The organism is Gordonia sp. 135, from assembly GCF_009720185.1.
Classification (GTDB): Bacteria; Actinomycetota; Actinomycetes; order Mycobacteriales; family Mycobacteriaceae; genus Gordonia; species Gordonia alkanivorans.
Genome location: NZ_CP046257.1, coordinates 3,728,189 through 3,742,162 on the forward strand (window position 1 = coordinate 3,728,189; position 13,974 = coordinate 3,742,162).

Below are 13,974 nucleotides of genomic sequence, written 5' to 3' on the forward strand. Positions count from 1 at the left end.
CATAGTGGATGCGAACACACCAAAACATGTTGTTTTGGTGATGTTGTGGGTGTTGTTGGTAAGTCCTCGGCCGATTAGTACCAGTCACCTGAACACATTGCTGTGCGTACAGTTCTGGCCTATCAACCCCATGGTCTGTAGGGGGCCTTAACCCCGCAAAAGGGGGTGAGAAACCTCATCTTGGAACAGGCTTCCCGCTTAGATGCTTTCAGCGGTTATCCCTTCCGAACGTAGCTAACCAGCAGTGCCCCTGGCGGGACAACTGGCACACCAGAGGTTCGTCCGTCCCGGTCCTCTCGTACTAGGGACAGGTTTCCTCAAGTTTCTTACGCGCGCGGCGGATAGAGACCGAACTGTCTCACGACGTTCTAAACCCAGCTCGCGTGCCGCTTTAATGGGCGAACAGCCCAACCCTTGGGACCTACTCCAGCCCCAGGATGCGACGAGCCGACATCGAGGTGCCAAACCATCCCGTCGATATGGACTCTTGGGGAAGATCAGCCTGTTATCCCCGGGGTACCTTTTATCCGTTGAGCGACACCGCTTCCACTTGCCGGTGCCGGATCACTAGTCCCGACTTTCGTCCCTGCTCGACATGTACGTCTCACAGTCAAGCTCCCTTGTGCACTTACACTCAACACCTGATTGCCAACCAGGCTGAGGGAACCTTTGGGCGCCTCCGTTACTTTTTAGGAGGCAACCGCCCCAGTTAAACTACCCACCAGGCACTGTCCCTGAACCCGATCAGGGTCCGAGGTTAGAAGTCCAATACGATCAGAGTGGTATTTCAACAACGACTCCATGAACACTGGCGTGCCCACTTCACAGTCTCCCACCTATCCTACACAAACCGAACCGAACACCAATACCAAGCTATAGTGAAGGTCCCGGGGTCTTTTCGTCCTGCCGCGCGTAACGAGCATCTTTACTCGTACTGCAATTTCGCCGAGTCTGTGGTTGAGACAGCAGAGAAGTCGTTACGCCATTCGTGCAGGTCGGAACTTACCCGACAAGGAATTTCGCTACCTTAGGATGGTTATAGTTACCACCGCCGTTTACTGGGGCTTAAATTCTCAGCTTCGCCACCCAAAGGTGACTAACCGGTCCTCTTAACCTTCCAGCACCGGGCAGGCGTCAGTCCGTATACATCGTCTTACGACTTCGCACGGACCTGTGTTTTTAGTAAACAGTCGCTTCTCTCTGGTCTCTGCGACCCACACCCGCTCAGAGAGTAAATCTCGTCACCGGTCTGGGTCCCCCTTCTCCCGAAGTTACGGGGGCATTTTGCCGAGTTCCTTAACCACAGTTCTCTCGATCGCCTTAGTATTCTCTACCTGACCACCTGTGTTGGTTTGGGGTACGGGCCGTGTACCAACTCACTAGAGGCTTTTCTCGGCAGCATAGGATCATGGAATTCGCCGCAACGGCTACGCATCACCTCTCAGGCTTGATGTGTTCCGGATTTGCCTAGAACACGCCCTACAGGCTTACACCAGTACAACCACTGACTGGCCCCACTACCTTCCTGCGTCACCCCATCGCTTGCCTACTACCAGCCAAGGTCCCATGCATCACCCCACCCGGCACCCGAAGGTGCTCCTGGGGGATCTGGATGGTTAGTACAACTGATTCAGCATGGGCGCGGATACACGGGTACGGGAATATCAACCCGTTGTCCATCGACTACGCCTGTCGGCCTCGCCTTAGGTCCCGACTCACCCTGGGCGGATTAGCCTGGCCCAGGAACCCTTGGTCATTCGGCGGAAGAGTTTCTCACTCTTCTTTCGCTACTCATGCCTGCATTCTCACTCCCACACCCTCCACCACTAGATCACTCTGTGGCTTCCACGGATGCAGGACGCTCCCCTACCCACCCACACACCTGGTTGACACTCCGTAGAACATCAACGGGCTAACGTGTGAGTGCCGCGGCTTCGGCGGTGTACTTGAGCCCCGCTACATTGTCGGCGCAGGATCACTTGACCAGTGAGCTATTACGCACTCTTTCAAGGGTGGCTGCTTCTAAGCCAACCTCCTGGTTGTCTTCGCGACCCCACATCCTTTTCCACTTAGTACACGCTTAGGGGCCTTAGCCGGCGATCTGGGCTGTTTCCCTCTCGACTACGAACCTTATCGCCCGCAGTCTCACTGCCACACTCTCACTTACCGGCATTCGGAGTTTGGCTGACGTCAGTAACCCTGTGGGGCCCATCGGCCATCCAGTAGCTCTACCTCCGGTAAGAAACATGTGACGCTGCACCTAAATGCATTTCGGGGAGAACCAGCTATCACGGAGTTTGATTGGCCTTTCACCCCTACCCACAACTCATCCCCTCCATTTTCAACTGAAGTGGGTTCGGGCCTCCACGACGTCTTACCGTCGCTTCACCCTGGCCATGGGTAGATCACTCCGCTTCGGGTCTAGACCCGGCGACTCAAACGCCCTATTCAGACTCGCTTTCGCTACGGCTACCCCACACGGGTTAACCTCGCCACCGAGCACTAACTCGCAGGCTCATTCTTCAAAAGGCACGCCATCACCCACCCTCCGAAGAGGCACAGGCTTTGACGGATTGTAAGCGTCCGGTTTCAGGTACTATTTCACTCCCCTCCCGGGGTACTTTTCACCTTTCCCTCACGGTACTTGTCCGCTATCGGTCACCAGGAAGTATTCAGGCTTACCGGGTGGTCCCGGCAGATTCACAGCAGATTCCACGAGCCCGCTGCTACTTGGGCACCCATCACGCAAGACCATGTGTTTTCAGCTACCGGACTCTCACCGTCTACGGCAGACCATTCCAGGCCACTTCACCTAACACACGATTTTCTGACTCACGCTTCCACAGGTAGATGGAAGAAGATGAACCCCACAACACCACACACACAACCCCTACCCGGTATCACATGCGCATGGTTTAGCCTCATCCGCTTTCGCTCGCCACTACTCACGGAATCACTTTTGTTTTCTCTTCCTATGGGTACTGAGATGTTTCACTTCCCCACGTTCCCTCCACACCCCCTATACATTCAGAGGTGGGTAACACGACATCACTCGTGCTGGGTTTCCCCATTCGGACACCCTCGGATCACAGCTCGTTTGACAACTCCCCGAGGACTATCGCGGCCTACCACGTCCTTCATCGGCTCCTGGTACCAAGGCATCCACCGAACGCCCTTACACACTTACAACAACACCTACAAACCACCCCCACCCCAAAAGAACGAGGATCGAATGTAGACATCACAAAACAAACAAATTTCTGCTAAATCACAGACCAAGCACTCCAACCCCAAAGAGTCGAAGCAATTGATTTGAAATAAAGATGCTCGCATCCACTATGCACTTCTCAAACAACACACACCGTCTGACCGCCCACACCTCCGCGCCCCATCACAGGACACCTCACCAGCATGATTGACCGAACAGCTAGGTCAGAGACAACCCGACACACACCCGAAGGCATGCCGCGTGTTCTCTCAGAACCCCGATAGTGTGACGTGAACCCGCCGGCCTCACAGCCAAAGCGGTACCCCCAACATTCCGTCCTGTGACAGAACATCGAACAGGGCTGTCTGATGTTTCACCCTCGAACACACACCCACCGCACAGACATACGCCGGCAGAAATGGGTGATGTTGTGTGCTCCTTAGAAAGGAGGTGATCCAGCCGCACCTTCCGGTACGGCTACCTTGTTACGACTTCGTCCCAATCGCCGATCCCACCTTCGACAGCTCCCTCCCACAAGGGGTTAGGCCACCGGCTTCGGGTGTTACCGACTTTCATGACGTGACGGGCGGTGTGTACAAGGCCCGGGAACGTATTCACCGCAGCGTTGCTGATCTGCGATTACTAGCGACTCCGACTTCATGGGGTCGAGTTGCAGACCCCAATCCGAACTGAGACTGGCTTTAAGGGATTCGCTCCACCTCACGGTATCGCAGCCCTCTGTACCAGCCATTGTAGCATGTGTGAAGCCCTGGACATAAGGGGCATGATGACTTGACGTCATCCCCACCTTCCTCCGAGTTGACCCCGGCAGTCTCCTGCAAGTCCCCGGCATAACCCGCTGGCAATACAGGACAAGGGTTGCGCTCGTTGCGGGACTTAACCCAACATCTCACGACACGAGCTGACGACAGCCATGCACCACCTGTACACCAACCACAAGGGAACATGTATCTCTACATGCGTCTGGTGTATGTCAAACCCAGGTAAGGTTCTTCGCGTTGCATCGAATTAATCCACATGCTCCGCCGCTTGTGCGGGCCCCCGTCAATTCCTTTGAGTTTTAGCCTTGCGGCCGTACTCCCCAGGCGGGGTACTTAATGCGTTAGCTACGGCACGGAACTCGTGAAATGAGCCCCACACCTAGTACCCACCGTTTACGGCGTGGACTACCAGGGTATCTAATCCTGTTCGCTACCCACGCTTTCGCTCCTCAGCGTCAGTTACTACCCAGAGACCCGCCTTCGCCACCGGTGTTCCTCCTGATATCTGCGCATTTCACCGCTACACCAGGAATTCCAGTCTCCCCTGTAGTACTCAAGTCTGCCCGTATCGCCTGCACGCCTACAATTGAGTTGCAGAATTTCACAGACGACGCGACAAACCGCCTACGAGCTCTTTACGCCCAGTAATTCCGGACAACGCTCGCACCCTACGTATTACCGCGGCTGCTGGCACGTAGTTGGCCGGTGCTTCTTCTCCAGGTACCGTCACTTGCGCTTCGTCCCTGGTGAAAGAGGTTTACAACCCGAAGGCCGTCATCCCTCACGCGGCGTCGCTGCATCAGGCTTGCGCCCATTGTGCAATATTCCCCACTGCTGCCTCCCGTAGGAGTCTGGGCCGTGTCTCAGTCCCAGTGTGGCCGATCACCCTCTCAGGTCGGCTACCCGTCGTCGCCTTGGTAGGCCATTACCCCACCAACAAGCTGATAGGCCGCGGGCCCATCCTGAACCGCAAAAGCTTTCCACCCCAGAGCATGCACTCCAAGGTCATATCCGGTATTAGACCCAGTTTCCCAGGCTTATCCCAAAGTTCAGGGCAGATCACCCACGTGTTACTCACCCGTTCGCCACTCGAGTACCCAGCAAGCTGGGCCTTTCCGTTCGACTTGCATGTGTTAAGCACGCCGCCAGCGTTCGTCCTGAGCCAGGATCAAACTCTCCATGAAAAAATAGCGAAACAAAACCAACACCCACAAGGTGCCAGCGTTTCAACACAATCAGGAAAGCAAAACCTGACCAATCCAAAACTAGCAAAACATGTGACACCCAGACAAAGCCGAGCGCCACACAAAAAACAAACATCTACATCCATAAAGAATGCACGATGCCAAAATGGCATCAGACAATTCATCATCACACTATCGAGTTCTCAAAGAACACACACCCACCAACTACTCACCCCCACAAGGGCTTTCACCAGCAGACTTCGTTCTGACTTTCCACCGCCACCCCGTCTCCGGGGCAACTCTTCCAGCCTACCAGACCCAAACCCCGCCCGCAAAATCCGAAGATCCGCGCACCAGGACAGTCCAGCAACCCCACACACCCAGCCCGAGACACCAAGTCTCAAACCAGAAGATCAGGGGCGGCCAACGAAAAACCCGGTCTCCACTCCCCACCAGTCAGACCCTCTCAGGTCCTCCGGGGCGGCGCCGTGGCTCGCTGACTCGACATAAGTTACGCACATGGGTCGCCAGCGTCAAATCGCCTGGTCAGTAGCTTCGTCCGAGGACGAACAGCGAGGTCGGCGTGCACGCCATGGCGGAAGCCGACCCGCTCTACGGGTGATCCCCTGCTGGGAACGACCCGAGTTGTCCGCCCTTCCCAGGCCGGCGAGCCACGAACCTTGGGCACACATGCAAGAACCCCCGCCCGGGTGTCCCGGGCGGGGGTTCTTGTGTTGGTAGCGGGGACAGGATTTGAACCTGCGACCTCTGGGTTATGAGCCCAGCGAGCTACCGAGCTGCTCCACCCCGCGTTGGTGAAGACAACGTTACACACGCGTTTGTCAGCGATGCAAATCGATTCCGCAACCGCCTGTGACCAGCACGAATACCTGTGATGGCGGTCACCGATGGGGGTAAAGGGGAGGTCACTGCGCCGCTACGTCCGGCAACAGCAGCGCCGACCGTTGTGAGCTGAGTCACTCTCGGGCGTACACTCGGCGCTACCCGATCCGGGCTGACCCACTACCGAGGAGGGAACCATGTCCGCCCATTTCCATCATGAGAGCCATGGCAACCACCCGATGAGTTTCATCGGCTTTGTACTCGCACTCGGCGGCTTCTTGTCCGCGGCGTTGTGGCTGGTCCACATGGCCGCCGGCAACACGGGCCACGCAGTCCTCTTCGCGCTGGTCATGGTCGCCGCGTTCGGTTGCGCGATCTCGATCTTCTACACCATCGGCCACCGGTATCACCACAGCCCGGTTCTGCCGGACAACACCCCGGACGAGAAAGAGCGCTACGTGCGCAAGTATCGCGGCTAGCGATACCCGGCGCAGCAGCGCTCGGCTTCCTTCTCCCGATCGATGCGCCCCTCACCGGGGCGCATCGATCGGATTCTGTCCGGCTAGTTCTGCTCGGGCAGTGATTCGTACTGCGCGACAGCCTTGTTCAGCTGATCGAGGGCCTGGCCGTAGCCGGCGAAGTCGCCCTTGGTCTGCGCATCGCGCAGCGCACCGAGAGCATCCCCGATCGCCTTCACCGCGGCGTCGCGTTCAGGCGTTCCGCCCTGCGGCGGCGTCGGCAGCTGCGGGTTGGTCGTCCCACCCTGCTGCTCGGACTGGTCCGGCGCGCCCTCGGACTGCTGTTCACCTGGAACCACACCGGCGGCCGGCGTGATCCCGACCTGGCGCAGCGCCTCGGCCGTTGTCGGTGCGTAACCGATCCGGGCCTCACGCTCCTTCGGCTCATAGCGGGTGATCACCCGGAAGAGCCGCGGGAAGGCCTCTTCGCCCTGGGCCTGCGCGTACATCGGGACCACGTAGAGGATTCCGTTGTCGCCGACCGGCAGCGTCAGCAGGTTGCCGAACGTGACCTTCGCCGTGTTCTCGAGTGACTTCAGCGACTCGGCGACTCGACCATCGGTCTTCATCGGGTTGAAGGCCTGCTTCGGTCCCGAACGCTGGCTGTTGCTCGGGAGCTCCTTGACGGTGATCTGCCCGTAGTTCGACGGGTCCGACGAGACGGTGATGTAGGCACCGAGGATCGGCCGGTTGAGTCGGGTGAGCACCGAGGTGAGCTGGAACGATGCCTGCTTGCTCTCCGGATCCGAGGCCACGAAGTAGTACGGTGGCTGATCGAGTCCGCGCTGTTCGGCGTCGGGGCTCGTCGGATCGGAGGGCACCGACCAGAAGTCGTTCGCCTGGAAGAAGGTCCCCGGGGTGTCGACGTGGTAGCGCGTCAGGAGCGCCCGCTGGATCTTGAACAGATCCTCCGGGTACCGGACGTGCTCGCGGAGCGAGGTCTGCTTGTCGAACTCGGCACGCGAGGCGACCGAATCCGGGAAGACCTTCATCCACGTCTTGAGAACCGGGTCCTCGGTGTCGACCTCGTACAGCTGGACGTCACCGGTGTAGGCGTCGACCGTGGCCTTCACCGAGTTGCGGACGTACGACACGGTCTTGTTGACCTGCGTGCGTCCGGTCTGTCCGGGATTGAGATCCTGGGCGTCGGCGGTCGCGCTCTGCAGCGACGTCGGCTGCGAGTAAGGGAAGTTGTCGAGGGTGGTGTACCCGTCGACGATCCACTTGATCGAGCCGTCCTCCATGACCGCGGGATAGGTCTTGGAGTCGACGGTCAGCCACGGCGCGACCTGCTTGACGCGGTCCCGCGGGTCGCGGTTGTAGATGATCTTCGACGCCGAGGTGATCTCCCCCGACAGCAGGAAGTTGCGCTCCGCGTACTTGCCCGCATAGAGCAGTCGGCTGAACCAGTTGCTCAGCGGGACGCCCGCCGGGCCCTGGTAGGTGTACTTGGCGTCACCCATGTCGTGCTCGCGGGGTTCGCCGCCCTCGGAACCGACGATCGCATAGTCGGGATCGATCTTGGCGAGCAGCTCACCGAAGTAGATACGCGGCTGCGTCACCTTGATCGGGGCGTCACGCTTGTACGCCTCGGTCTGGTAGTTCGTGGTGTCGCTGACGTAGTAGAACGGGTCGCCACCACCGTCGATGTCGTTCTCGTCGACCGACTCGTTCACCCGGTTCGCCGGCGCGGCGACGAAGCCGTTGCCGTGCGTGTACACGAGATGCTTGTTCAGCCAGTTCTGCTGGTTCTCGAGGTACCGGCTCGGGTCGAGTTCACGCACTGCGACCACGAAGTCGCGGAGTTCGCCGTCGATCTTGTAGCGGTCGACCGCGAGCTGGGTCGGGAAGCCGTAGAAGTTCTGCCGCTGCTGCTGCTGGATGAACGTCGGCGAGACCACGTTCGGGTCGAGGATGCGCACGTTCGACAGCGTCGGGATGTCGCTGTTGACGAGCGCGGGGTTCGCCGGCTGGGCCGTCCAGTCCTTCTGCGTGATGACCTTGTCCGGCCCGATGCCGTAGGCCTCCCGCGTGGAGTTGATGGCCCGCTGGATGTACTCGGCCTCCTTCTGGGCAGCGTTCGGCTTCACCGAGAACTGCTCCATGGTCAGCGGCCAGCCCACGCCGATCAGCAGTGCCGAGAACAGCATCAGCACGGTTGCGAGGGCAGGGATACGAAGGTCACGCAGCACGACGGCGGCGAAGAAGGCGACGGCACAGATGATCGCGATCGCCATCAGGATGAGCTTGGACGGCAGCACCGCGTTGATGTCGGTGTAACTGGCGCCCGGGAAGATCTCGGACTTCCGCGAACTCGACAGCAGGTTGTAACGGTCGAGCCAGTACGCCGCCGCCTTGAGCAGCAGGAAGGTCCCGGCCAGGACCGCGAGCTGGATGCGGGCGGCCATGGTGACCGATCCCCCGCCCTGACCGAGTCGGATGCCGCCGAAGATGTAGTGGGTGACCAGGTTGGCCAGGAACGCCACGACGACCACGACGAACAGCAGGTTCAGCACGAACCGATAGAACGGCAGGTCGAAGGCGTAGAAGCCGATGTCGAGGTTGAACTGCGGGTCCTTCTGACCGAACGGGGTCCCGTGCAGGAACATCTGGACCGTGGCCCAGGAACCCTGCGCGACGAGACCGGCGAGTGCGCCGATGATCAGGGCCGGCAGCACCGCGAACCAGCGGACCTTGGTCATGACGGCGGTCCGGTAGCGCGCGAGCGGGTCGTTGGGGCCCGCGGTCGGCACGAAGACCGGCCGTGACCGGTACGCGAGGGCGACCGCGGCGAAGACGATCACGCTGACGACGAGCGTCGTGATCAGGAAGAGGATGACGCGGGTCCAGATGACCGTGCTGAACACGCTCGAATACCCGACGTCGCGGAACCACAGCCAGTCGGTGGCAAGACCGATCAGTCGTGGTCCGATGAGCAAGAGGACCAGCACGGCAACGCCTAGTCCGATGACGATCTTGCTCCTGCGTGACAGTGTCGGCATTCCTGCCGGCCCTCGGACGCCCACCAGACCCACTCTCCAAAGCTCTCAATCCGGACAACGCCCTGCGTGACGAGCAGCCTGGGCGTGGTGCCCACTGTACTGGCACCACCCGGGTGCCGATCACACTCGGGCTTCGGGACAACGATCCGGGGTCGGAACGGGTTCCCCGGGGTCGTGGTACGGGCCTCGTCGGGGCAAGATGGGCGGGTGTCCGACCCCAAAACACCCCCTTCGACGCCCCGCGGTTTCTCCACCGACGACCTCGGGAGCGCGCTGAGCGAGATCCTCGACCACGTCGACGCCGCGGGCTGGGGCCAGGAGCCGTCGGTGTTCGCCCTCGCACCGACCGCGGTCCTGGCGCAGCAGGCACCGGACGTTCTCGGAGACGGCGCCGATTCCGTCCTCACGCCGATCGAGCAGGAGTGCCCCGACCTCGACGCGTTCCTCGCCTCGGCGGTCTGGCCGGAGGCGGTCGCCGGCGCCGCGGTGGCCATCGAGATCGTGGTCGCTCCCCCGGCGCCCGGCGATGACGGCACGCCGCGCTACGTCGTGGACGGAACCAACCCCGCCGCAGGCGATTCGGATGGCGCGTCGGAGCAGGCGCGTCTGGTGGCGGGCGTGCTGCGCGGCGGCCCGGACCTCGCGATCATGCGGCTACGCCATCAGCCAGGCGAGGAGATCGAGACCCTCACGCATCCGCAGCTCGGGACCGAGCTGCGCGCGGCGCTCGCCGGTACCTTCACTCCCGACGACCCCGGGGCCTGAACCGCCGGACCGAGTTCGGCCGACTCAGCAGGTCGGGGCGGGACGACCTTCGCCGACCGCATCCAGCGCCTCGACCGCGCCGTCGAGCGTCTCGACCTTCACCAGTTCGAGGCCGTCGGGACGGTCGGAGACGGCCTCCGCACAGTTGCGGGCCGGGACGAGGAACACCGTGGCACCGGCGTCGTGCGCGGCTCGGGTCTTGTGGGTGATGCCGCCGATCGGCCCGACGTCCCCGTCTGCGGTGATCGTGCCGGTTCCCGCGATGAACTTGCCGTGGGTCAGTTCGCCCGGGCTCAGCTGATCGATGACCGACAGCGCCAGCATCATGCCCGCCGACGGCCCGCCGATGTCGCCGACGGTGTAGGTGACCTTCAGCGACGGGTCGGCATTGGCGACCTCGGCCGCGACCCCGAGGAATCCGGCCTTCGCGTCGTCGGGATGCGCGGTGAGCGTGACGCTCACCGTCTGCGGCGTGCCCTGTCGCACGATCTCCAGCGGCAGCACCGTGCCCGGCGGGTTCTTCGAGACGACGTCGCGCAGTTCCTCGCTCGTCTCGACCTCGACGCCCCCGGCCCGGGTGACCACGTCACCGGCCTGCAGGACACCGGCCGACGGGCTCTCGGCGCCCACACCGGCGATCCGCAGGACCGTGGGACGGTCGAGGAAACGCAGCGCCGCGACGGTGGCGTTCTCCTCCGATCCGGTCATCTGCAGGGCGTTCTCCTCCTGCACCTGCTCGGTGGTGCGGTCCGGCGGATACACCTCGTCACGTGGGGTCAGCGCGTACTTCCCGGACAGCCACATGCCCAGTGCGTCGAAGAGTGTGAGCCCGTCGCTGACCGACACCGTCGTCAGGTTGAGGTTGCCGGTGGTCTTGTCGACGGGGGCACCATCGATCTGTACGACCCTGCGTTCGACGACCTTGCCGTCCTGCTCGACCTTCGTCATGCCCAGCGTGTTCAGCGTCGGACCGGGACCGAGCGCGGCGTAGGGCACCTGCACCTGCGTGCCGACGACGAGCATCGCCAGCAACACCAGGGCACTGACCGCAGCGGTGGCGATCCGGCGGAAGCGAGGGCTCGAACTCATTCCGCACACGATAGTGCCCCGACCTCCGGGGACGGTCCCGGCGTCGCTACGCGCACGGCGAACATCCGACGCCGTGAACGCGCCTGTCCGGGCGGTACGGTGGACGTATGAGTGATCTGCCCTTCGGCTTCTCGGCGTCCGGCAACGGCGACGACGACCGCGACAAGAACAGCGGCGACAAGGACAAGCCGGGCGACAACCCCGGCAACCCCTTCGGTGGCGCCAACCCGTTCGGATTCGCAATGGGCGGACAGGGTTCCGGCGGCGGCCAGGGCTTCGGCGACTTCGACCCGTCGAACCTCGACCCGAACATGCTCGGCCAGATGTTCTCCCAACTCGGCAGCATGTTCAGCGGTATGGGCGCCGGGATGGCCGGTGGCGGCGGCGGTCCGGTGAACTATCAGGTCGCCACCAATCTCGCCCGCCAGCAGATCGGTTCGTTCACACCGATCCTGGAGAAGGAGATCTCGGCGTCGGCCGATGCCGTGCGACTGGCCGACGTCTGGCTCGACGACGCGACGACCTTCCCCAGCGGCGTCACCCAGACCGTCGCGTGGACCCCGGTGCAGTGGCTCGAGGAGTCGATGGACACCTGGAAGGGTCTGTGCAACCCGGTCGCCGAGCAGCTCGCGCGCACCTGGCAGGACAACCTCCCCGCCGAGGCCGCGCAGTTCGCCGGCCCGATGCTGGGCATGCTGACGCAGATGAGCGGAATGGCCTTCGGGACGCAGCTCGGCCAGGGTCTCGGTCAGCTCGCCAAGGAGGTGCTCACCTCCACCGACATCGGTCTGCCGCTGGCACCCGAGGGCATCGCGGTCCTGCTCCCCGAGGCGATCGCGAAGTTCGCCGAAGGTCTGGAGCAGCCCGGCCAGGAGATCATCGTCTTCCTCGCCGCGCGCGAGGCCGCGCACGTCCGGCTCTTCACGCACGTCGGCTGGTTGCGTCAGCGCCTGTTGTCGACGGTCGAGGAGTACGCACGCGGGATCAGCATCGACTTCAGCGGGATCACCGACGCCACGGCGAACATCGATCCCACCGAACTGCTGTCGGATCCGTCGAAGCTCGAGGAGCTCATCAGCTCGTCGACGTCGTTCGAGCCGACCACCACGCCCGAGCAGAAGGCCGCGCTCGGCCGCCTCGAGACGCTCCTGGCTCTCGTCGAGGGCTGGGTGGAGCAGGTCGTGACCCGGGCACTCGGCGACCGCATCCCGAGCACCGGCGCACTGACCGAGACCATCCGCCGACGCCGCGCTTCGGGCGGCCCCGCCGAGCAGACCTTCGCGACCCTCGTCGGCCTGGAACTGCGTCCGCGCAAGGTGCGTGAGGCATCAGAGCTGTGGCGCCGGGTCTTCGAGGCCACCGATCTGTCGACCCGCGACGGCGTCTGGGCGCACCCCGACCTGCTGCCCGACTCCGACGATCTGGACAACCCGGCCGCATTCATCGACCGTCTCCTGCACAAGGACACCGAACTCGACGACGCCATCGCGCAGCTCGAGAAGTCTCTCGCCGAACAGGACGACACCGAGTCCGGGGACGACGGGCCGAACGGACAGAGCGGTCAGGCCGGCTCATAACTCCACAGTCGACGCCGTACGCGCCCATGTTGTGGATAACCGGCCCGACCGACCTCGGCGAGGTGTTTTCGCTGGCAGAGTTGCGTCATGTCCATCACGGTCCCGCGCATCCGGCCGGGAACATCGATCCTGGTGCGGCCTGGCAACCGGGTGCATGTGGGGATCGATCCGGCCGGCAGCGTGATCATCGAGCTCGACGACGCGATCTCGGCGCATTCGGTCGCGGCGATGCTGCGGACGCTGGAACGCCCGTGCACGCCGGAACTACTCATCCGTCGGGCGTCGGCGGCCGGGCTCGCCGACGACGAGATCCGGACGCTCCTCGACGGTCTGACCGCGGCCGGGCGGACGATCACGGGTGGCGAGGCCGACACATCGTCGGCGAGTCCGGATCCGACCGAGTTCCGGATACAGATCCACGGTCAGGGACCTTTGTCGGATCTCTTGGGTGCGTCCTTGCGGGCGCAGGGCCTGCACGTCCAGCGGACGATGCGCCGACGCGCCGACGGCTCGCTCGACACCGTCGACACCAGACTCGTGATCCTCAGCGACTTCCTCGTCCACGACCCACGGGTCGTCTTCGCCCTGACGAGGGCCCGGATTCCGCATCTGCTGGTCCGGGCGCGCGACGGCGTCGGGATCGTCGGCCCTCTCGTCCTGCCGGGACTGTCGAGCTGTCTGATGTGCGCCGATCACCATCGCTCGGACGCCGACCCGGAATGGCCGATGATGGCGGTGCAGCTCATCCGCGCGCCCGGCGATCCCGACCCCGCGATCGTGCGGCCTACCGCCGCGATCGCGCACGGGCAGATCGAACGTCTGGTCACTGCGCTGCGTCGGCCCTCCCCCGCCGCAGCGCGGGGCACGCCGCAGTTGTTGAATCAGGTATTGGAGTTCCGCGATGATCCTGTGCGAGTGGACCGCCGAGAATGGTTACCCCACCCAAGCTGCGATTGTCGTGCGATGCGAGACGAACAGCTCAAGTCGTCTATTGTGTGACGCGGAA

General features: G+C 62.4%; 6 protein-coding genes, 1 tRNA gene and 2 rRNA genes. 4 read left to right on the forward strand and 5 right to left on the reverse strand.

Features of this window, described 5'->3' with window-relative positions:
• Window positions 1-54 precede the first annotated feature (54 nt).
• From GKZ92_RS17045 to GKZ92_RS17055, 3 genes are all read right to left on the reverse strand, one after another.
• A 23S ribosomal RNA gene (locus tag GKZ92_RS17045) occupies window positions 55-3,189 on the reverse strand.
• Window positions 3,190-3,651: 462 nt separating this feature from the next.
• Window positions 3,652-5,174: ribosomal RNA gene (locus tag GKZ92_RS17050) — 16S ribosomal RNA — on the reverse strand.
• The 16S and 23S rRNA genes sit together here, the layout of an rRNA operon.
• A gap of 735 nt (window positions 5,175-5,909) precedes the next feature.
• Window positions 5,910-5,986: transfer RNA gene (locus GKZ92_RS17055), tRNA-Met, on the reverse strand.
• A 228-nt stretch (window positions 5,987-6,214) separates the two neighbouring features.
• Here GKZ92_RS17055 and GKZ92_RS17060 point away from each other — a divergent pair.
• Window positions 6,215-6,496 carry a hypothetical protein gene (locus tag GKZ92_RS17060; RefSeq protein ID WP_006360800.1) on the forward strand — a complete coding sequence of 94 codons (282 nt, stop codon included), beginning with the start codon at window positions 6,215-6,217 and terminating at the stop codon, window positions 6,494-6,496.
• Window positions 6,497-6,579: 83 nt separating this feature from the next.
• On the opposite strand, the gene GKZ92_RS17065 is transcribed toward GKZ92_RS17060, so the two are convergent.
• Window positions 6,580-9,570 (reverse strand): UPF0182 family protein, encoded by a 2,991-nt coding sequence (locus GKZ92_RS17065; RefSeq protein ID WP_035755158.1) that lies wholly within the window; start codon window positions 9,568-9,570, stop codon window positions 6,580-6,582.
• Between the two features lie 174 nt (window positions 9,571-9,744).
• Here GKZ92_RS17065 and GKZ92_RS17070 point away from each other — a divergent pair, with 174 nt between their 5' ends.
• Entirely contained in the window at window positions 9,745-10,302 is a 558-nt protein-coding gene (locus tag GKZ92_RS17070; protein ID WP_035755156.1) for a PPA1309 family protein, read from the forward strand.
• Window positions 10,303-10,326: 24 nt separating this feature from the next.
• On the opposite strand, the gene GKZ92_RS17075 is transcribed toward GKZ92_RS17070, so the two are convergent.
• Window positions 10,327-11,391 (reverse strand): YlbL family protein, encoded by a 1,065-nt coding sequence (locus GKZ92_RS17075; RefSeq protein WP_051405994.1) that lies wholly within the window; start codon window positions 11,389-11,391, stop codon window positions 10,327-10,329.
• Window positions 11,392-11,498: 107 nt separating this feature from the next.
• On the opposite strand from GKZ92_RS17075, the gene GKZ92_RS17080 reads away from it, so the two are divergent.
• The gene (locus GKZ92_RS17080; RefSeq protein ID WP_006360805.1) at window positions 11,499-12,968 is read left to right on the forward strand and encodes a zinc-dependent metalloprotease; all 1,470 of its coding nucleotides are present in this window, start codon (window positions 11,499-11,501) and stop codon (window positions 12,966-12,968) included.
• Window positions 12,969-13,055: 87 nt separating this feature from the next.
• Entirely contained in the window at window positions 13,056-13,967 is a 912-nt protein-coding gene (locus GKZ92_RS17085; RefSeq protein ID WP_006360806.1) for a hypothetical protein, read from the forward strand.
• The last annotated feature ends 7 nt before the right edge of the window (window positions 13,968-13,974 follow it).